Source organism: Nocardia tengchongensis (assembly GCF_054781395.1).
Genome location: NZ_BAAGUM010000001.1, coordinates 403000 through 426510, shown reverse-complemented (window position 1 = coordinate 426510; position 23511 = coordinate 403000). Strand labels below are relative to the sequence as shown.

Sequence of the window (23511 nt, the reverse complement as noted above, 5' to 3'; positions counted from 1 at the left end):
GTCGAGGAACTGATCCGAAAGGGTGCTGGGCCGCCCCCAGGTCGGTGGACGCAGCAGGATACTGCTGCGGCGAACCGGATGCGGCGATGCCCGCATGCGGCGAGCTCACACTCGACGAGGTTCGGCCACGACGGGTAGAAGGCGGTCCACTGCTTGCGGTCGTGCTCTGGTTGCTGTTCGAGACACGATGCCCTACATCCTGTACGAAAAGTGCGCGATCTCGGCCGCTTCCATCAGCGACAGGAATTCGCGCTGCTCCATATGGATGAGTGCCTCGTGATCGCCGGCCTCGAAATAGACCTCCGGCTCCAGCGCCAGATCCTGCTCGAGGAACGTCTGCATGCCGTAGGCCATGCAGACCGGCGGCAACGCACCCGTATCGCAGTCCGTGAACAGCTTGCGAAGCTCGTTTTCCTTCGCGAGTACCAGATGCCGGCCGGTCCGCGCCCAGAGATCGGTCAGGCGCACCGCTTGCGTCGTCGGCAACACGGCTGCGACATAGCCGTTGTCGTCTTCGAGCAGCACAGTTTTCGCGAGGCGATCGCCGGGTACGTGCGCCGCCGCGGCCGTCTGCATGCTCGTGTCGCTATGCGGGTGGTTCACGACTTCGTACCGCGAGGACTTCTGACGCAGGCAGTCCTGCAGGGTGGCAGACATGGGCATGGAACACCTCGTCTCAACGTCTCGGGCGGATGTTGTGTTCGTGCCGACGTCATTCAGCATAGATCGCATTCGTGCGGATGGAATCACGTTGCACCCCCTGGCTTCACGTCGGCCCAAAGCCCGGCGATCAACCCGACACCTGGTTACCGCAAACAACTTTTCCGGCGGTACCAGTGTTCGCGTCTTCGAGGTCGAAGATGCACGCTATCGCGACGACGTTGATCCCCTGCCCGGTCAGGACCGCGATCCGCGCCCGCCATTACGAGCTATCCTGTCGTGGTTCCTGACTGGCAGGGGCCGGGATTGCCTGGACGGTGGCGGCTGGGTGCCGGATGAACTACTGCTTCCCAGCTGTCCGTTTCTCTGGGATTCTGGTCGGGGAAGCCCGATTGGAGGCGACATTCTGGCGACCATCAATGCCGAGTGGATCGAGAGTCTCTCGCAATGTGCCCTGCCGCAGATCGAGTCCGTGCGGCTCGTCGAGGCGGTGCACGCGGCAGTCGGCCAGCTCACCGCCGCTCTCGCGGGCGAATATCCCGATCTCGAGGCAGTGCGGCAGGTCGCGGCCGGTCTGGTGGATGCCGGCGCCACCGATCCGGTCGTCGTTGCCCGCTCGGTACCGGTCCTGTGCGATCTGGCCGAGCGGGCCGGTCACGGCAGGGTCGATCGGGTCGCTGCGATCGTGGGGGCGTTCGGCGAAGGGTTCGCCCGGGCGGCGGTCGACGTCACCGAGACGCGGTTCGAAGGGATGGAAGCCGCCTACCGCAACACGCCCGTAGCTATCGTTATCGGTAGCGCCGGGGGCCTGATCTACGAGGTCAACCCGACATTCGAGCGGTTGATGGGGGTTCGCGCCGAAGATTGGCGCGGCAGACCAGGCTATCCGCTGTTGCCGCCGGACCAGCGTGAGCGGGCCCTGAGGCAGCTCGGATCGGGGGAACGTTTCACCTCCCAAGGGCCGCTCCCGCAGGCCGACGGGACCGAGGTTTGGATGGCCTGGACGGGGCTCCCGGCGACGTCGAAGTCCGGCCGCCACTACATGCTCGGATTCGGTCAGGACATCACCGAGCAACGCAAAGCCACCGAAGCGCTGAAGTGGCAGGCCCTGTACGACCCCCTCACCTTGCTGCCAAATCGTCGGCACCTGCTCGAGCATCTGGCGCGGACGGCAGCTTCGGCCGGGCCCACGGATGAGGTGGGGGTGTGTGCGCTGGACTTGGACACGTTCAAACCGGTGAACGACCTGTACGGTCACCTGGTCGGTGACCAGTTGCTGGTCGAGGTTGCGCACCGGATGCAGGCGGCGGTGGGCGCCGACTGTTTTCTGGCCCGCGTCGGCGGTGACGAGTTCGTGGCGGTGATGGTGCCGCCGACGGACCACGACAGGATATGCGCGATCCTGTCTGGTCTGCAGGCCGCGCTGCGCGAGCCGTTCCATATTGGTGGCCACGTCCTCAACGTCACTGTCAGCGTCGGTGCGGTGCTGGGCCCTGTAGCCGGACGCGATCTGTCCCAGGTGCTCGATGCCGCCGACCAGGTACTCTACGAAGCCAAGACGCAGGGGGCGGATCGGCTGGTGCTTCGCCGGCTCACCGCTGGCGGTGACCTCGAGTCGGGCCCGCAGCTCCGATGATCCGTCGGCAGTAGCCGGGCCCACCACAGGAATCCGACACAGGCCGCGCCAGCGGCCGCACAGAGTCGGTCGGGTCGGGCCCCGCACGCCGAAGTCGCTGGCTCCGATCGTCGTTCATGCAGGGTTTGACGGCGAGCACGGGCCAGGCGTTGCTCCGTACACGCAGATGTCCGCCATTGGCGCGAACCTTGCTCCGCCGGCGAGGTTTCCGGTTGCCGGGTCCGCGGGCATCGACACCGCCGAGTGGATGTGGGCCTTGCGCCGCCAGACAACCCCGGGGCCCGGCGGTCTCAAAGACAAAGGTACGAAAGGGAAGAGGGCGCGACGCATGCCGATCATCGGCCATATTCGACCACTGGTGCTGACCCACATCAACGACGCCCGTGACCGAGTCGGCCGAACCCACCCGGAGGCCCGCGAACGCGAGTTGCGTGAGGCACTCATGGACGCGCGGTTGTTCGTCGGTCCACGCGGCGGCCCCAAATCTATGGGTCGTCGAATAGCAGAAAATCCCTTCCGGCCGAGGTCTGCACGAAGCCGTTCACCGTCGCCGAACCCGCACCACCACAGCAGAACACACCGACTACGGGCATTCAGGGGCCACGATGACCATCCATCGACCGCCGACTCCGCCGGGCCGTCGCCCGCGGTTGTTGGACTTGTTCTGCTGCGCCGGCGGTGCCGCGAAGGGCTACCACGACGGTCCGCGCGAGCTGGATGGCTCAGGAGTTGCTCACCACCTTCGCCACCGACCTGTCCGAGGTCGCCCTCATTCCCGGCGAGGGCGGCGTCTTCCGCATCACCGTCGACGGTGACCAGATCTGGGAACGCAAGGCCGACGGCGGTTTTCCCGATATCGCCATCCTCGAGCAGCGTGTCCGCGACCGGGTGGCGCCCGGCCGCTCGCTCGGCCACGCGGACAAGAAGGACACCGAACCGGCGAGCTAGCGGCTCGAGCGGGGCGCCATCGCGAGCTCCCCACGGCGGGCAGCCCGCCGCCACCGCTGTCCGGAGTCGATGGCACGCCTGATCTTGCGCACGCTGGGTACCTGCGTGAGCAGGTGCAGTTGATACCGCCACGGCATTTGCCGCCCGTGCCGGACCGACATCGCATAGGCGAACTGCACGGCGCCGCGATCGAGATACCGGTCGGCGTGTTCGAACCAGACCATGCTGGTACGGGCGGCGGCCTGTATCGGGCGCAGTGCAGCGCGCCGCTGCGCATCGTAATTCTTCAGTGCGTCGGCGACCTCGGCATGCTCGTACAGGTTCTGTGCGAGCACGACAGCGTCGACGATTGCCAACCGGGTGCCTGAGCCGATGGTGAAGTGCGTCGTGTGCGCCGCATCGCCGAGCAGCACCACGTTGTCGTGATACCAGGTCTTGTTGGTCACCTCGGGAAATCGGCTCCACCTTGCGAATTCGCCTCGTGTCTTGCTGATCAACGAGTGACCGTCGAGAGGGCGGCCGAATATGTTCTCCAGAACCCGCACGTTCTCCAGAACGTCCAGGGAATCGAATCCCAGTCCATGCCAAGTCCGCGGTTGGCATTCGACGATGCAGGTGCTGATTCTCCCGGCAATCGACGGGTAGGCGTGAAACCAGATCCAACCGGCCGACGTGTGTTCGAAGGCGAAGGTGAATCGGGTGAAGACCTTGTCCGTGCCGAGCCAGATATATCGATTCTCGCCGAGTGTGACCGACGTGCCGAAACGATGATCACCCAGCTGTCGTATCCGGCTGTTCGCGCCGTCGGAGGCGACGATGAGATCGAAATCGTCGAAGCCGGACAGATCATCCACGTTTCGCCCGTGCTGGACATCGACGCCCAGGTCCCTCGCCCGTCGCGAAAGCACGTCGAGCAAGGCCGCGCGCCCCATGCTGAACCCGTAGCCCCCGAAATGCGCGGTCTCGTTGTCGCACACATGGATTGCCTGTTCACGCCATACGACCGACCCGGCACGCACCGCCTGGGCGCTGTCGGGGTCATTCCGATACAGAATGTCGAGCAGGTCGTCCCAATACACGACGCCCCAGCCATAGGTGGATCCGGGAGGATCGCGGTCGATCACCGTGATGTCATGGGCCGGGTCGCGGCGCTTCATCGAAATAGCGAAGTACAACCCGGCCGGCCCGCCACCGACACACACGATCTTCATCTCGTCACCGGCTCCAGCCGAGTTGGTCGAACCTGGCTTCACATGGTGGTACTCGATGCGACCGAGCCCGGCACGCTGTGCGTGTCCGGGCTCGATCACCAGCGCTAGAAGCTGCCCCAGCCACCGGGTAGCCACCAGCCGGGATTCCATCCCCAGCCGTTGCCGCCACCCCAACCCCCGCCGTCGCCACCCCAACCCCCGCCGTCGCCACCCCAACCCCCGCCGTCGCCACCCCAACCCCAGCCGCCACCGCCCCAACCCCAGCCGCCACCGCCCCAGCCGTGGCCGCCGCCCCAGCCGTTGCCGCCGCCCCAGCCGGGGCCGTTTCCCCAGCCGTTGCCGCCGCCCCAGCCGGGGCCGCCGCCCCAGCCATGGCCGCCGCCCCCACCAGGGCTGTCGACTTGCTGGGTTACAGACGTTGACGTGGTTGCTTGCGCGGTAGGCGCTTTTGCCGCGGCTGCGGCGACCGGAATCGCGGCGAGTGCGGCTATACCGGCGGCAGCCGCCAGCCGGGTGAACCTTGTGCGTGAACTCTTTCTCTCGGTCATGATAGGGCTCCAGAAATGCTGTCCCGACCTGCTGGAAGTCTACGCGGTTTCGCCGAACTCCAGAAGACATAGCATTGGCCCATATATAATGCCCGCCGCGTCCCGCTGGCCGCCGGCTCAGCTGCTACAGCAGCCGCCCCCACAGCAGCCGCCACCGCTCGACGGGACCGGCGGTCGATCCGGCGCCGGGCCTGGACGACGTTGACGAGGTGCTCGCGCTGCTTGCCTTGCCGATGCTCGGTGGCGTCGTTGCGGTGTGTGACGGCGTTTATCGGGCGGGGGCGGCGGCCGACATCGTGGTCGCGAGGTTGCGTAGGCTCGCCGCGGCTGCGCGGGTCGTCGACGACGAGGATCTGGCCGACCGGTATTGAACACATCGGAAGGCATTGCGGCGCTACCGATGCCAGCCGCGCAGCATCGGCCATCGCTGTCCACACCGAAGTCCGCTCGGCATCGTTGTGATGATCAGGATCCGGATCTGATGAAACCGCCACCGGCTCGCGGGGTCGGTCGGGTCGCACCCCGCACGCCGAAGGCGCTGGCGCCGTGCGTCGTTCATACAGGGTTTGACGTCGACCAAGGCGAGGCATTGCAACGGACACGTAGGTGTCCGCCGTTGGCGCGGGCCTTGCTCCGACTTGCGCTTGGATGTCCAGTTCTGCGACCGGCGCTCATGCTGAACTGGCATGTATCTGGCATTCAAACGCGCCGGTGCGCAAGTGTGCAGGTCAGGATGTGCCCTCGGCAGGATTCGCTATCGCCACAGCGGAACTAGTCGATGTCTGAGGAAATGGCGGTGAAATACTGTGCGCAAGTGGACATTCGAGGCCCAGGAATGGGGAGCAACGGCGACACCGGCTGCGGCGCTGGCGATTCCGGCCGCGGGGACTGGGTCGGCTGGGTGGGCTGGTCCACGGTCATCAACGCCACCCGACGGTCTTCCCGGCTTCCAGGAGTTGAACCGGACCGCGTCGTGGGTCCAGGCTGCGTGCACGGCGACGAGGATCGGTGAGGTCTCCGGCTGCTGAGTCGGTGACGTCGACACCGAGGCGTGGCTATGGACGCTGCGGCGGCAGACCACGCCCGGACCGGGCGGACTCCATAACAAGGGGACGAAAGGCAAACGCGCCCGGTCGGTTCCGATCATCGAGCAGCTTCGTCCATTAGTGGAGAAGCGGATTGCGGCCGTCGGCAAGAAACCCGATGCCCGGCTATTCGCCGGACCGCGCGGTGGACGGATCCAGGTCACCGTGTTACGGCGCGCAACACACTGGGATGAAGTGGTCGCCAAGTTCGGCTACGAACACCTGCGGAGACACAGCCTTCGGCACACGGGCCTCACATGGTTCGCCGACGCCGGGGTTCCTATCCATCGGCTCCAACAGATCGCAGGCCACACCGACCCGCGAATCACCCAGCGGTATCTGCACCCGGATAAGAAGGCCCTCCAGAATGACGGCAACCTGCTGTCGATCCACCTCCGAGCGCCGAATCGGTCCCCAGATGGTCCCCAACTCCGATTGGTCAAATAACAGCAAATCCCCTCCGACCGAGGTCGGAGGGGATTTTTCTTTGTCGGGCTGACAGGATTTGAACCTGCGACCACTTGACCCCCAGTCAAGTGCGCTACCAAGCTGCGCCACAGCCCGTGGCATTCGCTCTCGCTCGTGCTCGACGAGATTACCTCACTACCCCCCTCAACATCCAAATCGGCTGGTTATCGGCGTGTGGAGAGGGTTGCCGGGGTGGAGCGGGCTTAGGTGGGGAGGGCTCAGCCCTGTTCTGGCGCAGTCGAATCCGTGGGGGTGCGGATGAAGGGGGCGGCTACGTCGGGGGAGAGGGGGGAGGGGGTGGTGGACTCGCGGCGGGCCAGGGCTTCGGCGGCTTCGGGTTCGTTGTTGGTGGTGAGGCGGTGGACTGCGCGTTCGAGGATGGGGAGGACTTCGGAGACCTGGAGGGTGCCGTCGGCGCATTGGCCCAGGAGGGAGAAGGTCATGTTGGCGAGGATGACGGCGATGTCTGCGAGGTAGCGGGGGTTGGCGCCGGAGAGGACGGCGGCGGCGATGGGGAAGACGGCGTCGAGGCCGTGGTTGTCGAGGCGGTGGCGGGCGGGGCCGGTGCGGGCCCGGTAGTAGGCCTCGAGCATGGTGGGGTGGCGTTCCCACGGGTCGAAGACGTGGCGCATGACGCGCAGCAGGCCGTCACGGAGGGGTTCGCCGGGGGGTGGGGTTTCCATCGGGAGGTAGGTGTTGTCATCCATCCAGGCTTCGATGGCGGAAACCAGCAGGTCATCGCGGGTGGGGAAGAACTTGTAGATGGTGGTGAGGGAGACGCGGGCGCGGCGGGCGACCTCGCGGAGCTGGACGGCGTCGGGGCCTTCGGATTCGAGCAGGGCGGTCACTTCGAGCAGAATTCGTGCCCGGATTGCCTCTTCCGTCTCCTTGGCCATGCCGCTACAGTAACGCCGTTACTCGAGTAACCCGGTTACTCGGAGGGTGAAGTCCGTGGAGAAAGAGCACTATGCCTCGTCAGCAGTACTCGTCTGTTCCGACTGTCCGGTGGCCGATCAGCGTCGTCAAAGGCGCGGTGGCTGCGCTCGCGGTGGCCGCGAGCTGCGCCGCGGTGACCCCGGCCGCCGCCGAGCCGGTGAACGGCTTCTATTACCCGCCACAGGAATTCGATGCGACGCCGGGCGCGGTGATCAAAACCGAGGGGATGTCGGTGCTGCCGGCGGTCCCGGCCGCCGATGGGAGCTGGCCGTTGCCGGCGCAGCGGGTCATGTACACCTCGCGCACCCAGAACGACACGCCCGTGGCCGTGACCGGCACGTTCATCGACTCCACCCGGCCGTGGCAGGGGCAGGGACCCCGGCCGACGGTGCTGATCGCCCCCGGCACAGTCGGGCAGGGCGATCAGTGCGCGCTGTCGCTGGCGTTCCCGACCGGCATATACGCGAGCCTGACGCCGCCCACGTTCTCGGCCAATCAGGAGGCCATCGCCGCGTTCGCCTGGAACGCGCTCGGCGCGCGGGTCTTCGTCACCGACTACATCGGGATGGGCACGCCCGGCATCCACACCTACGCCAACCGGATCGAGGAAGCGCACGCCGTGCTGGACGCCGCGCGCACCGCGAACCGGCTCGCGGGCACCAGCGCGGACACGCCGCTCGCGTTCTGGGGGTATTCGCAGGGCGGCGGGGCGAGTGCCGCCGCGGCGGAGATGCAGCCGGACTACGCCCCGGAGCTGAATCTGAAGGGCACGTGGGCCGGTGCTCCCACGGCGGATCTGTCGGCGATTCTGGATCGGATCGAGGGCAGCCTGATCGGTGGCGCGGTCGGCTTCGCGCTCAATGGATTTCTGGACCGGTACCCGGAACTGAAGCCCGAACTCGATGCGCGCGTGACCCCGGCGGGCCACGGGCTGCTCGACGAGCTGTCCAACGCGTGCATCGGTGACGTGATCGCGCTGCATCCGTTCCTGCGCACCAACGCGTTCACCGTCGATCAGCGGCCGCTGGTCGAGCACATGCGGGAAATCCCGGCGATCCAGCAGATTCTGCGGCAGCAGCGGATCGGATCGCTGACCCCGGCCAGCCCGGTGCTGATCACCAGCGGCGTCAATGACGACACCGTGCCGTACGGCCAGGCCAAGCAGCTCGCCAACGATTGGTGCGCCGCGGGTGCGACGGTCACCTTCCGCACCGACGAATTGCCGCCGATCCTGCCGGGCGCCACAATTCCCAATCATTTCGGCCCGGAATTGATCGACGGCTTCGGCACGAACAATGCGATCAGCTATCTGATGGATCGGCTGAACGGCACACCGCTCTCGGGATGCGCCTTCTCCTGAGAACCGCAGCCACCGTCCGATTTTCGCCGATCAGTCAAGGTCACCATGTCGAATATTTCGCGTCGCTCCCTGCTGTCCGGAGCCGCCGCCACCGCCGCCCTGCTCGCGACCGCTCCCCGGGCGGGAGCCGGAATCGCCGCCCGGGTCAACAGGGTTCAGCTCACCCGTGAGGACCACCGGGTCATCGTCATCGGATCCGGTTTCGGTGGCGGGGTGACCGCGCTGCGCCTGGCCGAGGCCGGTGTCCCCGTCACCCTGCTCGAACGCGGCATGCGATGGCCGACGGGACCGAACGCGCAGACGTTCCCGAACGCCACCGCACCGGACAAGCGCATGCTGTGGCATCGATCGAGCCCCGAATTGTTCGGTAGGCCGGTCGCTTTCGACAAGTACACCGGACTGGTCGAGGCGGTGCCCGGCGAGAACATGACAGCGCTGTGCGCCGCCGGTCTGGGCGGCGGATCGCTGGTCTACCAGGGCATGTCATTGCAGCCGTCCGAGGCGGTGTTCGCCACCCACTTCCCCGGCGGTCTCGACTGGGCCGCGCTGGACAGCGTCTACTATCCCCGTGTCGCGCGGATGCTCGGCCTGGCGGTCGCACCCGACGAACTCGTCGAGACGCCGAACTACCGGGCCGCACGGGTTTTCGCCGAACACGCCCGCAATGCGGGGCTACCCGTGTCGAAGATCCCCATGCCGATCGACTGGAACTACGCGCTCGCCGAACTGCGCGGCGAGATGGCCGCCTCCTACACCAACGGCGCGGGCTCGCTCGGGGTGAACAATGGCGGCAAGCACACCGTCGACGTCACCTATGTCGCCGCGGCCGAGGCCACCGGCCGGGTCACCGTCGAGACCCTGCACGAGGTCACCGAGATCGAGCGCGGCCGCGACGGCCGCTGGGTCGTGCACGTGAATCGCACCGACACCGCGGGCACGGTGCTGGAGAACAAGATCCTCACCACCAATGCGCTGGTGCTGGCGGCGGGCAGCCTCAATACGACCCGCCTGCTGGTGCGCGCGGCCGCCAAGGGGCAGATCCCCGACCTCCCCGACGAGCTCGGCCGCGGCTGGGGCACCAATGCCGACCGCATCTACGTCTGGACCGCTCCCACCGAGGAATTCGGCCTCGCGCAAGGCGGACCCGTCGTCTACGGCAGCCTGAACTGGGACGATCCGGACGGCGCGCACACCGTCATCCAGGCGTCGATCCCGCCGCTGTCGGTGGACGCGCACAGCACCATGATGGTCGGCTACGGCGTGAGCACCGGCCGTGGCGAATTCCGCTACGACCCGGCCACCGACGCCGCCACCCTGCACTGGCCCGCCAACGGCGACAGCGCCATCCAGGACAACCACATCGGCCCCGCCGTACACCGCATCGCCGGCCCGTCGAGCACCCTGCTCGACACCAACCTCGCCTTCCCCTCCACCTGGCATCCGCTCGGCGGCGCGAGCATGGGCACGGTCTGCGACCTCGACGGCCGCGTCCTGGGCCACCCCGGCCTGTACGTCCTCGACGGCGCCCTCATGCCCGGCAACACCGCGGCCTGCAACCCGTCGATGACGATCGCGGCGCTGGCCGAGCGCGCCCTGGATCGACTCGTGGCAAAGGACGTGGGACAGCTGATTTGATGTGAGCTACCCGCGGCCGGTGACCGTGATTTGACGGACAGCGCGGACTTCGCCGGCGAGCCTCGACCGGCCGCCGGTGAACTCGCGTGGAGATGCCCGGCCTGGACCTGTCGAACTCGTCGCCCTCCGGTGTCGCGTCGAAGCCGCTCCGGCCGCCGACCGGAACTCCTGGTAGCTCAGGAACATCCGGCCACTCACGGTGATCGCCGATGGCGTCAGTATGCCGAGGCCGTCGTGGTCGGCGTCGTGATCGGGGTGGTGGACTTCTGCGGCGTGGTGGTCGGTGAGGTGGTGGTCGTGTTGGCGCCGACGGTGATGGTGATCGTCAGGTCGGGCGCTACCGCGGTGCCGGCCGTCGGGTTCTGGTCGATCACTTTGCCGATCTTCGCCGAATCGGTGACCGCGGCATAGATTTGCTTCACCGACCCCGACCAGCCGGCGGCTTTCAGCGCGGTGGTCACGGCGTCGGGGGACAGGCCGGTCAGAGTGGGCACGGTGATCGTGGTCGGGCCGGACGCGACGTACACCGTGATGGTGGCGCCGGCAGGCTGCTCGGATCCCGCGGCCGGCGCGAGTTCCACGACTGTCCCTTTGTCCCTTTTGTCCTCACGCTGAACCGTTTTGACGGTGAACCCGTCCTTCTCCAGCCGCGCTTTCGCCTGCGTGATCGTCATGCCGACCACGTTCGGAACCGGAATGGTTTTCGCGGGCTGGGCGGTGGGTGTGGTGACGATCGGCTTGTCCGTGGTGACCGTTGGCGTGTCGGTGACCGACGTGTCGGTCGTCGAGATCGCCGGGGTCGTCGTGGGCGACTGTGACGTTGCCGCGTCGGACTTCAGGGATGGCTGATGGTTTCCGGTGTGCACCACCAAGTATCCGAGGCCCGCCACGATGACAACCAGGGCGAAGGCCACGACGATCCGTGCCACAGTGCCGCGTTTGCCGGGATTCGTTGTGCCGATATCGGTCCCGGTGTCAGTGTCCGATCCGGTGCCGATGTCCGATCCCGTGCACGCGCCGATGCCGATGGCTTCATGATGCTCGGCAGGCAAGGGCCCGGTGACCAGCCTGGTCGGCGCAGGTCCCGTATTCCGAAGGGTGGGTGCGGGTCCCGTGTTCTGCCGCGTCGGCGCCGTGCCGGTGACCCAGCGGGTCGGCGCGGGCCCGGTCGCTTGGCGGGCGGGTGCGGGCCCGGTCGCCGGGAGCGTCGGCGCCGGCCCTGTTGTCTGGCGCGCGGCTCCAGGCTCGGTGTCCTGGCGGGTGTGCGGAGGCCCTGTCGGGCGCGAGGGCAGTGGCGCGGGCGGCATCGTCGTCGCGTTGTGCCCGGGCTGCGTCACAAGGGATCTCGGTCGGCCGCGGTGAACGCTGGTCGACAGTCCGGTGTGCGGCGTCGTGTTCTGGCGCAGAATTCGCGAGGCGCTCCACGCCAGGTGCGTGCAGGTGGGGAACCGCCGCTCGGGATCCTTGGCCATGGCACGCGCGATCAGCTCGTCGAAACCCCGTGGCAGCGTGGGGTTCCGATCGGAGGGGACGGGCACCGGCTCGTAGGCGTGGCCGTAGACGATCTGCCCGACGTTCTGTCCCGGATACGGAGCCTCTCCGGTCAGCATGTGAAACAGCGTGCACCCCAACGAGTACACGTCGGCGCGGCGGTCGGCCTCGGCAGGCCGGGTCAGCCGTTCCGGTGCCGCGTACTGGAAACTGACGAGGATTTCACCGTTCTGGGTGAGTTGTCGGCTCTCGTCGAGAGATTTTGCGATGCCGAAGTCGGTCAGCAGGATGCGTTCCGGCCGTCCGTCGGCGAGCAGGATATTGGCCGGTTTCACGTCCCGGTGCAGGATTCCGGTGTCGTGGGCGTGGTCGAGCGCGGCGGCGGTCTCGGCGATGATGCGCACCGCGCGGGCCGGGTGCAGGGGCCGTCGCGCAGGGCGCGCGCCACGTCGCTGCCGTCGACGAAGGTCATGGAGATCCACAGCCGGTCGTCTTCCTCGCCGCGGGCGTAGACGGTGACGATGTTCGGATGTTGCAGGCGCGCAACCGTATCGGCCTCCCGCTGGAACCGGGCCCGGTGGGCTTGTTCGCCGCCGGGCAGGGTCAGCAGTTTCAATGCCACGAATCGTGGCAGGTCGCGGTCTCGGGCCTGATAGACCGCGCCCATCCCGCCGGCTCCCAGTTTTCGCAAGATCTGGTAGCCGGCGAACATCTCTCCGGGTTCGAGCGTGACTCCCACGGAAGGGATATCGCGTGACGGGCTCACACCGAAACGTTCGGCGTGTCGCGCTCGCGCGAGTCGGGCATTTTTGATCATGGGATGCCGTTGGCTCGCCGGACGCAGCAATGACCTTGTAGTCTTTCACAATTCGGTGGGCTGGTCCGGCTACTGTCTGGGCTGTCTTGCATCCACCGGGTACTGGAAGCAACCGGTCAACAGCAAAGGGGAACGCCGGACGTGGACGTGGGAGCAGTGGCGGCGGCCGCGCAATCGGGTCGCAGCAGCGAAGCCATCGTCGCCGACACCGAGCAGCAGGTCATCGAACTGCTGACCAATATCGGGCGGTACTACCAGGCGATGTACAACCTCGGCGATATCCGTTCGCCGGGTGCGCAGTTGCGCGCGGCCTGTATGAAACTGCTGACCGTCGCCGACTGGCTGGACACGGCCCGCGATGAGCAATTCCAGGAGACCCCGCCCGCGCCGGGGGAGATCCCGCAGGAGCAGAACCGTTCGCTACCCCGGGTGGTGGCCGACTTCCTCGCCGAACACCCCGAGCAGACCTGGACTCCGGCCGAGGTGATCGCCGCGCTGCAGAGCCGCGGGGTGGAGTTGCCGATCAGCGCCCGCCATCACGTCGCGGTCGCGCTGGGGCGAATGGCGCAGCGCGACAACAGCAATGTGCGCAAGCTGGACCGGGGAAAGTACCAGTACGCGGCCGACTCGGCCTAGCGCTCGAGACGACTCGGCCTAGGAGATCCAGGCGATGAGTTCGTCGATGTAGGCGCGGAAGAGCGTGGCCATGTCCACGTTGTCGGGATCCACCAGCCATTGCAGCTGTAATCCGTCCATCATGGCGAAGACCTGCCGTGCGACGGCCGCGGGATCGATGTCCGCGCGCACGCTGCCGTCGGCGCGGCCCGCGTTCAGGGCCGCGGCCAGGTAATCCTGGAGTTTGCGGTAGCGCTGCTGCGCCCAGTCGTGCGCGGGGTGATCGGTGGTGACCGCCTCGCTGGTGAGCACCGTGAACAGCCGGACCAGTCCGGGCACGTGCGTATTGTGGTCGACCAGCTGGGCGAGGCGGATGAGGGCGTCCTTGCCGGGCAGCTGCTGGTCGAAGCCGAGGCGGTCGTAGTCGAGGCGGTCGCGGTAATCGAGGACCGCGGACAGCAGCGCCGCCTTGTTGGGGAAGTAGTGCAGCACGCCGGGCTGGGACAGTCCGCAGCGCTCGGCGATCTCGGCGATGGAGGTGCTGCGGTACCCGTTGTCGGCGAAGGCTTTCAGGGCCTGGTCGATGATCTGCTCGCGGCGGTCGTCGCCCCGGCTGCGGCGTCGAGGATGGGGCGTCATGAGGTGGGACACTAGTCAAGCGTGTTGATCAGGCAAAACCCGACCGTGGTAACGAAACGATAACGTTACCTAATGGCCACTCGGTAAACGTGGATTCCGCTGGCACACTCGAGCCCAGGCCGTACATGGCAGTACGAGGGAAGGGATCGCCGGATGAGTCAGGCCCTGATCACACCGTTCACACTGCGGGGAGCCGCCGGGAAGCTGGCCGCCTGGGAAGCCGCACCGCCGGCCGGGGCCGAGCACCGCGGCACCGCGCTGCTGGTCCCGGGCTTCACCGGCTCCAAGGAGGACTTCGAGGCGATGCTGCCGCTGCTGGCGGACGCCGGCTATCGCGCGGTCGCCTACGACCAGCGCGGGCAGTGGGAATCCGAGGGTCCGGACGAGGTGTCGGGCTACACCATGGCCGATTTCGTCGGCGATCTGCACGGCGTGGTCGATCAGATCTCGCCGGATGAGCCCGTGCACCTGGTCGGTCACTCCTTCGGCGGCTATGTCTCGCGCGTCGCGGTGATCGAGCGTCCCGCGCGGTTCCGCACCTTCACCCTGCTCGCCTCCGGCCCGTCCTCGGTGGAGGACATCAACTTCCCGCCGCCGCAGCTGGTCGCGCAGATGGTGGAAGCCGGTGGGCAGGAGACGATCTGGCAGCAGATGAGCGCGGTCATGGCCCAGGCCGACCAGCAGCCCTCGCCGGAGCGAATGGAATTCCTGCGCGAACGCATCCTGCGCACCAAGCAGGCCAACATCATCGGCATCCTGACCTGCATGGCCGAGCCGCCGGTGAAAGACCCCGCCACGCTGCGCGATTCGGGCGTGCCCCTGCTGGTCGCGTACGGCGACACCAACGACCTGTGGGCGCCCGAGGTGCACGCGGAGTTCGCGAAACAGCTGCACGCCCGGACCGCCGTCTACCCCGGCTCCGGTCACGTGCCGAACGAGGATGTCCCCGACCGGGTCTGCGCGGACCTGGTGACCTTCTGGAAGGAACGAGCATGACCGACGCCATCGACGACCTGCTCGCGAAGCTGGATCTCCCCGCCAAGATTCGCCTGATCTCGGGCGCCGGCTTCTTCCGCTTCGCCGGCGACGAGAGCATCGGGTTGGCCGAGATGCCGGTCTCCGACGGTCCCTCCGGAGTGCGCGGCGAGCAGTGGGACGAGCGCGATCCGTCGGTGAGCCTGCCCTCGGGCACCGCCCTGGCCGCCACCTGGGACCGCGACCTGCTCACCGACATCGGCGCGCTCATCGCCGCCGAGGCGCGCCGCAAGGACGTGTACGCGGTCCTGGGCCCGACCATCAACCTGCACCGATCCCCGCTCGGCGGACGGCATTTCGAATGCTTCTCCGAGGATCCGATGCTCACCGCCGAGATCGCCGATGCCTATGTGCGCGCGGTCCAGGCGCACGGGGTGAGCGCGTGCCCCAAGCACTACGTCGCCAACGACTCCGAGACCGAGCGCTTCACCGCCGACGTCGTCGCCGACGAACGCACCCTGCGGGAGCTGTATCTGTACCCGTTCGAGCGTTCCGTGGAGGCGGGCGCGTGGATGGTCATGGCCGCCTACAACTCGGTCAACGGCGCGACCATGACCGAGAACGACCTGCTCGACGAACCGTTGAAGGGGGAGTGGGGCTTCGACGGCGTGGTGGTGTCGGACTGGACCGCGGTGCGCTCCACCGCGGGCGCGGCCAAGGGCAACGACCTGGCCATGCCCGGCCCGTGGGAATTGTGGGGCGCGCCCCTGGAGCATGCGGTGCGCGACGGTGAGGTCCCCGAATCCGCGATCGACGACAAGGTGCGGCGCATCCTGCGCTTCGCCGAGCGGGTCGGGGCGTTGCGCGGAACACCCACGCCGGTCCCGGCTTTCGGTGAGGACGCGGCGCGGCAACTGGTGCGCGAGGCCGCGTCCCTGGCCATGGTGCTCGCCACCAATGACGGCACCCTGCCGCTGCGCGAGCCCGCGCGCGTCGCGCTGCTCGGATCCGCCGCCGCCGAACCGCGATTCATGGGCGGCGGCAGCGCGACCGTGATCCCCACCCACACCACCTCGCCGCTGCAGGGACTCTCCGAGGTGCTGCCGGTGGTCCACACCCCGGGTGTGCACCTGAGCGAGAACATGATTCCGGTTCCGCTGGACCTGGTCACCGATCCCGAGACCGGCGAGCCCGGGCTCCGCCTGCGCTACCTCGACGGTGACACGGTGCTCGCGTCCGAGCATCGCGGCGCGGGCAACCTCATGTTGTTCGGCAACCCGAATGCGGTGCAGGCCAAGACCATCGAACTGCGCGGGCGGCTGCGCGCCGACCTGGCGGGGGAATGGCGCATCGGTTTCGCCGGTGTCGGCGCGCTGACGCTGACCCTCGACGGCGAGCAGGTGCTCGACGAGACCGTGCTGCCCGACGGCGCCGACCCGGTCGAGATGCTGCTGAACCCGCCGCAGCGATTCGTCACCCGCACCCTCGCCGCGGGCGAGGAGGTCGAGGTGCTGGTGCGCATGGCGCCCGGCGGCGGCTTCCCGGCCATGGGCATCACCTGCGCGGTCGGCCGCCCGCGCCGTTCGGACGACGAGGAGTTCGCCGCGGCCATCGAGCTGGCGTGCACCAGCGACGTGGCGGTGGTCGTGGTCGGCACCACCGAGCAGATCGAATCCGAGGGTTTCGACCGCACCACGCTGCGGCTGCCCGGCCGGCAGGACGAGCTGGTCGCGGCCGTCGCCGCGGCCAACCCGCGCACCGTCGTGGTGGTGAATTCCGGTTCGCCCGTGGAGATGCCGTGGCGCGACGACGTCGCGGCGGTGCTGCTGGCCTGGTTCCCCGGACAGGAATTCGGGTCGGCGCTGGCGGACGTGCTCACCGGCGCGGCCGAACCCGGTGGCCGACTGCCCACCACCTGGCCCAAGACGATCGACGACGTCCCGGTGCTGAACACCAAGCCGGAGCTGGACAATGCGCTGCCGTACTCCGAGGGCATTCACATCGGCTACCGCGCGTGGCTGAAATCCGGTGTGGCACCGGCCTATCCGTTCGGGCACGGGCTCGGCTACACCACATGGGAGCTCGACGAGCTGACGGTGTCGGGCCGGACCGCCACGGTCACCGTGCGCAATACCGGCGCCCGCGCCGGCCGTCAGGTCGTGCAGGCGTATCTGTCGCGCCCGGACAGCGCCGTCGATCGCCCGGTGCGCTGGCTGGCCGGATTCGCGGTGGTCGAGGCCGGGGCGGGTGAATCCGTCACCGCCACCGTCGAATTGCCGAAGCGGTCCTTCGAGCACTGGACCGAGCAGGGCTGGGTCGTCGAGCCCGGCTCGTTCACGCTGCACGTCGGCACCTCGGTGACGGCGCTTCCGCTCACCGCCGAGATCGGCTGAGCGCTTCGCGGGTAAAGAGATCCGGCCGTTCGCGGCCGGATCTCTGACATTCAGTGCCAGCGATTCCGCTGAGCTTTCGCTCCGGATGCATTGTTGACAAGATCATGTAATATCTGGCGACATCGAAAGGGGCTGCACGGCAACCCTTTTTGCACTCTTGATCGACTTCAGGGCGGTAGGGGGTATCCGGGGGGAAACGAACAATATCGAGGCTTCGAAATATGTCGGAGCGCAGGGGCAGCTCGTCGACGCGGAGGGGGCGTTGATGGCGAGACGCAGGGGCCGGCTGCGCGCGACGTGGTGACCACACGGATTCCGCAGCATCGACTGCCGCTCGCACCAAAGGAATCTCGCGATGTCCGAAAACTTCCCGGATCATCCAGCCGCCCTTTCTTCCACTCCCACCGACCTCTCCCTGCTGTTGCGGCCGGCCCCGCCCGGAGCGCCCACCGATATGGTGCGCCCGCATCCGCGTAACGGTTATCTGCTGTGGGCCGACCTGCCGCCCGTGCTCGTGCTGGGCAGCTCCGGCGGCTCGGGCGCCACGACCACCGCGCTGGGCATCGCCGGCGCGGCCGCCTACGACTACGGCGAGCATTCGCCGGTCGTGGTGGACGCGACCACGACCGGCGGCGATCTGGCCGCGCGTGGCTGCGACACCATCGACGCCGCAGGCACCGTGCAGTCCTGGCTGAACATGGCACACCGCAGCCTGCCCTCGACGGTCATCGACAGTTGCGGTGAAAACTCTTCCGGCGTAGGCGTTCTGCCGCGCGGACCCGAGGCGCTGCCGCGTCGCGAGACCTACTCCTCGGTGCATCGCGACCTGGTGGAGGCGGGATGCCTGCCGGTGTACGACGGTGGCGCGCCGGTTACCAGCCGGATGGTCGCGCCGTTGCTGTGCGACTCGCGGATCTCGCTGGTGATCACGCTCGCCGCTCGGCCCGATGCGGTGAATCGGCTCAAGCCCGCGCTGATCTGGCTGGACGACAATTACAGCCAGTACCACTTGGCCGAGGCGGTCATCGTGGTCACGCGTCAGCATCCCAAGGACGGGCCGCTGGTCACCGAGCATGTGCGCAAGTACCTGGGCGACGTGGTCCGCGCGGTGGCCGAGATCCCGTATGACACGCATCTGGGTGCGGGCGGGCCGGTGAGCTGGCGTCGCCTGGCGCCGCCGACGCGCGCGGCGTATCGGCAATTGGTCAATCTACTTCGATAGCCCCACAAGACCATTCGGTTCGTTTCCTGGGTTGGCCCGGCAGCGCGAGGGTTGCTGGCAAGATTGCCCCATGAATGCCTACGAGGTGACCGTGGGTGGCTCGCGCATCTCGACCGCCGGGGCGTCCGCGAAGGAATCGTTCGACCTCTGGGCGTCCATCCTGAGCGAGTCGATGGTGAAGTGCTCGATGGAACCGCTCTCCGACGAACCCTTCCACGGCGTACTCGACCCGCGCGTGCGCTCCGAGCCGATATCGATTGCCCTGGTGGCGAATTCGGACACGCTGGCGCGCCGTACGCATCGCCACATCGCGAGCTCGGACTCCTCGTACGTGCTGGCCTGCCTGACCACGGCCGGGGTGTGCGACGTCCGTTGCGGCGGAACCTATCTGCGCTCGCCCGTGGGCACCATGTTCGTGGTGGACGGCGATCGGCCGCAGGAGGCCGTCACCACCGGCTACCAGGGCATCATCATCCGCGTCCGGCGCGACCTGCTGATGAGCGCCGCGGGCCTGCGCGAAGACCAGGTGCCGCAGGCGATGCGGTTGCAGCCGATCGGCCACGAGGGCTTGGTGATCGACTACTTCCGGCGTCTGGTGCACCTGTCGCCCGCGGCGCTGGGCAATACGGCGATGCTCGACGCGGGTATCGGACTGCTCGCGGCGGGCCTGGCCCTGGGCAGCGACCAGCTGCCCGACGAGTGTGCGGCCAACACCCTCCTACGTCAGCAGGTGATCACCTTTCTCGAGGCGCACCTGAGCAATCCGGAACTGACGCCGGACCGCATCGCCGTCGCGTGCGGGCTCTCGCGCCGCAAGCTGTTCCGGATCTTCGCCGACATCGACGGCGGACCCATGATGTTGCTGCGCCGGCTGCGGGCCGAGCGCGCCCGGGAACTGCTGGTCGCCGCGCCCGATCGCACCATCGCCGCCATCGCGGACGCCTGCGGATTCACCGGGGACCGCAACTTCTATCGCGTGTTCCGGGCCGAAACCGGGCTGACCCCACGCGAATACCGTGACCACATCCTGTCGGTGCGGCCCGCGCCCGGCTCGCCGATGGGTGTGCCGCTGGGTAGCTTCTCGGCGTGACCGCCTGCCGACCGCGGTGTGTCACCGGTGGTCGCAGTGGTGTCACCGGAGGTCGGTCGAGATGACCGTTCGATTGCTGTGAGGCTGCTGACAGTTTGCGGAGTGTTAGCGTGGCTCCCGTTTTGTACGAAATCAGGATCCATGGACACGAAGAGTTGCGGGAGTGCTGATTTGCTGAAGTACGACATGACGGAGATGGGCGCGGCGGTCGCGGGCGGCGAGCTGTCGGCCGGGGAAACGCCGAGGGCGAAGGTGCGCAGCCGGGTGCCGGTGGTGCTGCGGCGCGGCGTCGAGTGTGTGGCCGACCTCGTCACGTTCGAGAATCTCGCGGATCCGGGTGAGCACGTGGCCTTCGTCTTTCCGGCCCCGTATCGGGCCGCGGGAATTCCCTTGGTGCGCGTCCACAGCGAATGCCTGACCGGTGATCTGCTGGGCTGCGACCGTTGCCAATGCGGCGGGCAATTGCAGGAGGCGGTCACCCTGATCGCCGCGCGCGGCGGCGCGATTCTCTATCTGCGCCAGGAAGGCCGCGGCATCGGGCTGTACAACAAGGTCGACGCCTATGTGCTCCAGGATGTGGGCTACGACACATTCGAGGCCAATCGTTTGCTCGGCCGCGGCGCCGACGAACGCACCTATCGAATGGCCGCGCAGATGTTGTCCGCCCTGGGCCTGGACACTGTGGAACTACTCACCAACAACCCCGACAAGGTGCGTCAATTGCGTGCCGAGGGAATAGAAATCGCCTCCGTGCGCAGGTCGGAGCCGGATCTGCTGACCGAGCCCCATCGGTTCTTCTGACGCCACCCGTAGTTCAGTCACAGCCGAGAATTGGTCCGTGCCAATCGATCTCGCACCCATGTGATTCCGATAGCATCGAATGGGAACAGTGGTACGCGCAAACCGTTCGATCGTCGGAATTCGGCAGGTAGGTGGGATGCGGTGAGTCCGGGTGCGAGATCGTGTATCCGCTGTGGCGGCCGTTTGGCCCGGGACAACGACGACGAGCTGTGCGGTCCCTGCGCCCGGGGCCGCGAACGCCTGCCCCGGCTGGAGCCCGCGCAGTGGCGCACCGAGGATATGCGGAATGCCCTGCTCACCAGGGAATTCGGGGAAGTGCTGCGGGCCTGGCGGCGGCATCCCGCCCACGGCGGCCGTCCGGTCCCGCAGATCGATCTGGCCGGGTGGCTGGGCATCACACAGGGCCAGTTGAGCCGCATCGAAAGCGGCCGCAACCGCGTGCGTGACCTGGACAAACTGAACTGGTACGCACGCACCCTGGGCATTCCGGCCGAACTGCTGTGGTTCGAATTGGACGGCGCCGATGATCCGGCGCCGCCGGTGACCCGCGATCTCGAACTCGGCAATGGCGCGCTGGTTCCGACGACAGCGCCATTGTCATCGAGTCTGCTGGTCGAATCCTTTTCCACGGTCCTGGAACAGTATGTGCGCACCGACCGGGTGGCAGGCGCGCATCGCCTGCTCCCGATCATCACCCAGCAGATGCGCTACGTCGACCAACTCGACGAGACTGCCGGCTCGGCGCCCATGGGATTGCAACTGCTGCGAGCGCGATTCGCCGAATTCCTCGGGTGGCTGCATCAGGACGCCGGGAATCTCCCGGCGGCCAGCGAATGGACGCGGCGCGCGGCCACACTGGCCGGAGAATGCGGCGACGAACGTCTGCAGTCCTACACCCTGGTCCGGCAGAGCAATATCGCGGCCGAATCGGGAAATCCCTCGGCGGCGATCGATCTGGCCCGGGTGGCGCTGCGCACCCCGTCGAATCTCTCCCCGCGCCTGCGCACCCTGGGACTGCTGCAATTGGCCCACGGTCACGCCCTGCGCCGGGAGCGCGGCGAATCCGATCGGGCCATCGGGCAGGCCTGGGACAGCGCGGCCGATTCTGCGGGCGGCGACGACCTGGCCGGTTATTGCACACCCGAATTCATTCGCATGGAAGCCGCGCACAGCTGGGTGCAGCTGGGCAAGCCCGAAGCCGCCGAGGAGGCTTTACTGAAAGCCCTTCCGCTGTGGCAGGTCGAGGACCGGCGTGATCTCGGGCGCGGGCTCGCGCTGCTGGCGGTCGCGCAGGCGCGCACCGGGCAAGCCGAGCAGTCCCTGGAAGCGGCCCGGCACGCGCTGGCGATCGTGGCGGAGACCCATTCCAGCCGGACCATGCGGCAATTGCACCGGCTGCCTGAGGAATTGCGGAGCCGGGGTGGCGTCGATCAGGCGATCGAACTGCGTAAACTACTGCATCGGACCGTCCGTGCCCAGCGCTGATCACGGCCGGCCGCGAGTCCGGCGGCAATTCGGCGGCGTGGATATGTGTGAGCGGAATTGCCGATATGCGCGGCGCCGGATTCCGCCCTGATGCGAGGTGCGTCACGCTGCTATTAGCTGGAAAATAGCGGTAAAGTTCGCAGTTGGAGTCGATCTTGTTCGTACGTATCTCACGCGACGTGGATTCGAGGACAAATGACGAATGCCGGAAAGTTGCCTGTGCTGACCTTCGCCGCACTTCTGTTGACCTCGATCGGGCTGCTCCTGATCGGTCCGGTGGCCGCCGGATTCCTGATCCAGGCCAGCGCGGGCGGGCCCGCGGACCTGGCGAAATTCGCGCCGCTGGTCGGGATGGCGCTCCTGGTCGCCCTCACACTGGGCTCCGGGGTGTGGATGTTCTGGTCACTGCGGCGCAAGATCTGAGACCTCGGGCACCCCGGAGCCGGCGAGATCGATTCAGGCGAAGTTCTTTTCGATCAGCTGGGTCAGCACGGACGGGTACCGGTCGGGGTAGTCCATGGGGACGATCCCGTAGTGGGCGGCCTGGCCGCGATGGGCGGTCAGGTACGCGTCGAGCTTCGGCATGATCGCCGCGGCATTGTCCTTGGGCCAGGCATTGTCGGCGAAACTGGTGAAGTTGATGTACTGGAGGGTGTTCGCGGGATCGCCGGCGGCCTTGTCCAGGCAGGCCTGCACGTAGTCGAACTTGTCGCCGCCCGAGGAGCCGAAGTTCGAGGAACCGGAATCGAGTCCGGCCAGGCCGCGGTCCTTGTAGCGGTCCTGCAGATAGATGCGGTCGTTGCTGAAGACGCCGTTGTCGCCGCCGGGCCATTGCAGACAACCCAGCGAGTTGGCGAACTGGGCGATCAGCACGATGCGCCCGCGTGCCTCGCCGAGTGCGGGGAAGCGGTTCTCCAGCCAGAACAATGAGCGGTAGCCCTTGGCGTCGAGGTAGCCGTTGAAGATTCGCTCGAAGTTCGAGCCCACGTCGTTGTTGGTGCCGTCCTCCTTCTTGACCCGCATGACGAGGACCTCGCCGGGGTTGCGGGTCAGGAAGGTCCGGCACTGGTCGAGCACGGAGTCGAAGCTGATGCCCTGGTAGAAGCCGCTGTGGTAGACGCCGAAGGAGTCGGCGGTGTGGTCCTGCAGGCCGTTGCAGCGGATGTCGAGGAAGCGGATGCCGTGCGCGAATTGATCGGGCAGCGACCAATTCTGGGTGTGCGACCATTCGGTGCCGTTGGCCGGGTCGGTGGCGCACGAGTCGTGGGTGCCGGGGATGGTCAGGCGCAGCAGCGCGGTGCTGTCGGGCAGCGCCGCCATCCAGGCCTGCGGGGGTGTGGTGACGGTGCGCGCGTGCGGAATCGCCTGCGCCGCAGCGCCGGTCAGGCCGGTGGCGACGGTGCCGGCGACGGCGGCCAGGGTGGTGCGGGCGAAGTCTCGGCGCGTCAGGCTCATAGAGCGGGGAGCCTAACCTGGACAGCGGTCCAAGATCATTG

Annotated in this window: 21 protein-coding genes, 1 tRNA gene and 1 pseudogene; 14 read left to right on the top strand and 9 right to left on the bottom strand. The window is 67.5% G+C overall.

Going from position 1 to position 23511, the window contains the following annotated elements:
* Positions 1–192 precede the first annotated feature (192 nt).
* Positions 193–657, bottom strand: coding sequence for an aminoacyl-tRNA deacylase (locus tag ACYVKL_RS02025; protein WP_379170552.1), 465 nt, complete (start codon positions 655–657; stop codon positions 193–195).
* On the opposite strand from ACYVKL_RS02025, the gene ACYVKL_RS02020 reads away from it, so the two are divergent.
* Together ACYVKL_RS02020 and ACYVKL_RS02015 are read left to right on the top strand one after the other, a co-directional pair.
* Positions 656–2296: a diguanylate cyclase domain-containing protein gene (locus ACYVKL_RS02020; RefSeq protein WP_379170550.1), complete on the top strand. Its 1641-nt coding sequence runs from the start codon at positions 656–658 to the stop codon at positions 2294–2296. The genes ACYVKL_RS02025 and ACYVKL_RS02020 overlap by 2 nt on opposite strands.
* Before the next feature lie 717 nt (positions 2297–3013).
* On the top strand, positions 3014–3244 hold the full coding sequence (locus tag ACYVKL_RS02015) for an Rdx family protein (RefSeq protein ID WP_357278176.1): 231 nt from the start codon (positions 3014–3016) through the stop codon (positions 3242–3244).
* On the opposite strand, the gene ACYVKL_RS02010 is transcribed toward ACYVKL_RS02015, so the two are convergent.
* Both ACYVKL_RS02010 and ACYVKL_RS02005 read right to left on the bottom strand, forming a co-directional pair.
* Complete coding sequence (locus tag ACYVKL_RS02010) at positions 3241–4554, bottom strand: FAD-dependent monooxygenase (RefSeq protein WP_379170549.1); 1314 nt, start codon at positions 4552–4554, stop codon at positions 3241–3243. The two genes, ACYVKL_RS02015 and ACYVKL_RS02010, sit on opposite strands and share 4 nt — an antisense overlap.
* 5 nt (positions 4555–4559) lie before the next feature.
* The gene (locus ACYVKL_RS02005) at positions 4560–5003 is read right to left on the bottom strand and encodes a hypothetical protein (protein WP_379170547.1); all 444 of its coding nucleotides are present in this window, start codon (positions 5001–5003) and stop codon (positions 4560–4562) included.
* Positions 5004–5212: 209 nt separating this feature from the next.
* On the opposite strand from ACYVKL_RS02005, the gene ACYVKL_RS02000 reads away from it, so the two are divergent.
* A complete protein-coding gene (locus tag ACYVKL_RS02000) occupies positions 5213–5374 on the top strand; it encodes a hypothetical protein (protein WP_379170545.1) in 162 nt (53 codons plus the stop codon).
* A 693-nt stretch (positions 5375–6067) separates the two neighbouring features.
* Positions 6068–6535 carry a tyrosine-type recombinase/integrase gene (locus ACYVKL_RS01995; protein ID WP_379170674.1) on the top strand — a complete coding sequence of 156 codons (468 nt, stop codon included), beginning with the start codon at positions 6068–6070 and terminating at the stop codon, positions 6533–6535.
* 43 nt (positions 6536–6578) lie between these two features.
* On the opposite strand, the gene ACYVKL_RS01990 is transcribed toward ACYVKL_RS01995, so the two are convergent.
* Both ACYVKL_RS01990 and ACYVKL_RS01985 read right to left on the bottom strand, forming a co-directional pair.
* A tRNA-Pro gene (locus tag ACYVKL_RS01990) sits at positions 6579–6652 on the bottom strand.
* A 122-nt stretch (positions 6653–6774) separates the two neighbouring features.
* The gene (locus ACYVKL_RS01985; protein ID WP_379170543.1) at positions 6775–7452 is read right to left on the bottom strand and encodes a TetR/AcrR family transcriptional regulator; all 678 of its coding nucleotides are present in this window, start codon (positions 7450–7452) and stop codon (positions 6775–6777) included.
* A 71-nt stretch (positions 7453–7523) separates the two neighbouring features.
* Between ACYVKL_RS01985 and ACYVKL_RS01980 the strand changes: the two genes are divergently transcribed.
* Together ACYVKL_RS01980 and ACYVKL_RS01975 are read left to right on the top strand one after the other, a co-directional pair.
* Positions 7524–8852, top strand: coding sequence for a lipase family protein (locus ACYVKL_RS01980; RefSeq protein ID WP_379170541.1), 1329 nt, complete (start codon positions 7524–7526; stop codon positions 8850–8852).
* Between the two features lie 45 nt (positions 8853–8897).
* A complete protein-coding gene (locus ACYVKL_RS01975) occupies positions 8898–10487 on the top strand; it encodes a GMC oxidoreductase (RefSeq protein ID WP_379170539.1) in 1590 nt (529 codons plus the stop codon).
* Between the two features lie 215 nt (positions 10488–10702).
* Here ACYVKL_RS01975 and ACYVKL_RS01970 read toward each other — a convergent pair whose 3' ends face one another.
* Positions 10703–11794, bottom strand: coding sequence for a PASTA domain-containing protein (locus ACYVKL_RS01970; RefSeq protein WP_379170672.1), 1092 nt, complete (start codon positions 11792–11794; stop codon positions 10703–10705).
* 195 nt (positions 11795–11989) lie between these two features.
* A pseudogene (locus tag ACYVKL_RS01965) lies at positions 11990–12645 on the bottom strand (serine/threonine-protein kinase); the annotation flags it as partial.
* Between the two features lie 291 nt (positions 12646–12936).
* On the opposite strand from ACYVKL_RS01965, the gene ACYVKL_RS01960 reads away from it, so the two are divergent.
* Positions 12937–13431: a hypothetical protein gene (locus ACYVKL_RS01960; protein ID WP_213554834.1), complete on the top strand. Its 495-nt coding sequence runs from the start codon at positions 12937–12939 to the stop codon at positions 13429–13431.
* A gap of 18 nt (positions 13432–13449) precedes the next feature.
* Here ACYVKL_RS01960 and ACYVKL_RS01955 read toward each other — a convergent pair whose 3' ends face one another.
* Positions 13450–14049 (bottom strand): TetR/AcrR family transcriptional regulator, encoded by a 600-nt coding sequence (locus ACYVKL_RS01955; RefSeq protein ID WP_379170537.1) that lies wholly within the window; start codon positions 14047–14049, stop codon positions 13450–13452.
* Positions 14050–14202: 153 nt separating this feature from the next.
* Here ACYVKL_RS01955 and ACYVKL_RS01950 point away from each other — a divergent pair, with 153 nt between their 5' ends.
* From ACYVKL_RS01950 to ACYVKL_RS01920, 7 genes are all read left to right on the top strand, one after another.
* Positions 14203–15045, top strand: coding sequence for an alpha/beta fold hydrolase (locus ACYVKL_RS01950; protein ID WP_379170535.1), 843 nt, complete (start codon positions 14203–14205; stop codon positions 15043–15045).
* Positions 15042–17417 (top strand): beta-glucosidase, encoded by a 2376-nt coding sequence (locus ACYVKL_RS01945; RefSeq protein WP_379170533.1) that lies wholly within the window; start codon positions 15042–15044, stop codon positions 17415–17417. The genes ACYVKL_RS01950 and ACYVKL_RS01945 overlap by 4 nt, the downstream gene beginning before the upstream one ends.
* Before the next feature lie 355 nt (positions 17418–17772).
* Positions 17773–18639: a MinD/ParA family ATP-binding protein gene (locus tag ACYVKL_RS01940; protein WP_379170531.1), complete on the top strand. Its 867-nt coding sequence runs from the start codon at positions 17773–17775 to the stop codon at positions 18637–18639.
* A 70-nt stretch (positions 18640–18709) separates the two neighbouring features.
* Positions 18710–19729 (top strand): helix-turn-helix domain-containing protein, encoded by a 1020-nt coding sequence (locus tag ACYVKL_RS01935; protein ID WP_379170529.1) that lies wholly within the window; start codon positions 18710–18712, stop codon positions 19727–19729.
* Between the two features lie 141 nt (positions 19730–19870).
* Entirely contained in the window at positions 19871–20530 is a 660-nt protein-coding gene (ribA, locus tag ACYVKL_RS01930) for a GTP cyclohydrolase II RibA (RefSeq protein ID WP_379170527.1), read from the top strand.
* A gap of 183 nt (positions 20531–20713) precedes the next feature.
* Positions 20714–22015: a helix-turn-helix domain-containing protein gene (locus ACYVKL_RS01925; protein WP_379170525.1), complete on the top strand. Its 1302-nt coding sequence runs from the start codon at positions 20714–20716 to the stop codon at positions 22013–22015.
* A gap of 195 nt (positions 22016–22210) precedes the next feature.
* Complete coding sequence (locus tag ACYVKL_RS01920) at positions 22211–22438, top strand: hypothetical protein (protein WP_213554841.1); 228 nt, start codon at positions 22211–22213, stop codon at positions 22436–22438.
* Positions 22439–22471: 33 nt separating this feature from the next.
* On the opposite strand, the gene ACYVKL_RS01915 is transcribed toward ACYVKL_RS01920, so the two are convergent.
* Positions 22472–23470, bottom strand: coding sequence for a phosphatidylinositol-specific phospholipase C (locus tag ACYVKL_RS01915; RefSeq protein WP_379170523.1), 999 nt, complete (start codon positions 23468–23470; stop codon positions 22472–22474).
* Between the last annotated feature and the right edge of the window lie 41 nt (positions 23471–23511).

Excerpts from the sequence above, each read along its gene's own strand:
- ACYVKL_RS02020 (WP_379170550.1), top strand. The coding sequence starts at position 656 with ATGGGCATGGAACACCTCGTCTCAACGTCTCGGGCGGATGTTGTGTTC.
- ACYVKL_RS02025 (WP_379170552.1), bottom strand. The coding sequence starts at position 657 with ATGTCTGCCACCCTGCAGGACTGCCTGCGTCAGAAGTCCTCGCGGTAC.
- ACYVKL_RS02015 (WP_357278176.1), top strand. The coding sequence starts at position 3,014 with ATGGCTCAGGAGTTGCTCACCACCTTCGCCACCGACCTGTCCGAGGTC.
- ACYVKL_RS02005 (WP_379170547.1), bottom strand. The coding sequence starts at position 5,003 with ATGACCGAGAGAAAGAGTTCACGCACAAGGTTCACCCGGCTGGCGGCT.
- ACYVKL_RS01985 (WP_379170543.1), bottom strand. The coding sequence starts at position 7,452 with ATGGCCAAGGAGACGGAAGAGGCAATCCGGGCACGAATTCTGCTCGAA.
- ACYVKL_RS01980 (WP_379170541.1), top strand. The coding sequence starts at position 7,524 with ATGCCTCGTCAGCAGTACTCGTCTGTTCCGACTGTCCGGTGGCCGATC.
- ACYVKL_RS01975 (WP_379170539.1), top strand. The coding sequence starts at position 8,898 with ATGTCGAATATTTCGCGTCGCTCCCTGCTGTCCGGAGCCGCCGCCACC.
- ACYVKL_RS01970 (WP_379170672.1), bottom strand. The coding sequence starts at position 11,794 with ATGCCGCCCGCGCCACTGCCCTCGCGCCCGACAGGGCCTCCGCACACC.
- ACYVKL_RS01955 (WP_379170537.1), bottom strand. The coding sequence starts at position 14,049 with ATGACGCCCCATCCTCGACGCCGCAGCCGGGGCGACGACCGCCGCGAG.
- ACYVKL_RS01950 (WP_379170535.1), top strand. The coding sequence starts at position 14,203 with ATGAGTCAGGCCCTGATCACACCGTTCACACTGCGGGGAGCCGCCGGG.
- ACYVKL_RS01945 (WP_379170533.1), top strand. The coding sequence starts at position 15,042 with ATGACCGACGCCATCGACGACCTGCTCGCGAAGCTGGATCTCCCCGCC.
- ACYVKL_RS01940 (WP_379170531.1), top strand. The coding sequence starts at position 17,773 with ATGTCCGAAAACTTCCCGGATCATCCAGCCGCCCTTTCTTCCACTCCC.
- ACYVKL_RS01935 (WP_379170529.1), top strand. The coding sequence starts at position 18,710 with ATGAATGCCTACGAGGTGACCGTGGGTGGCTCGCGCATCTCGACCGCC.
- ribA (WP_379170527.1), top strand. The coding sequence starts at position 19,871 with ATGGACACGAAGAGTTGCGGGAGTGCTGATTTGCTGAAGTACGACATG.
- ACYVKL_RS01920 (WP_213554841.1), top strand. The coding sequence starts at position 22,211 with ATGACGAATGCCGGAAAGTTGCCTGTGCTGACCTTCGCCGCACTTCTG.
- ACYVKL_RS01915 (WP_379170523.1), bottom strand. The coding sequence starts at position 23,470 with ATGAGCCTGACGCGCCGAGACTTCGCCCGCACCACCCTGGCCGCCGTC.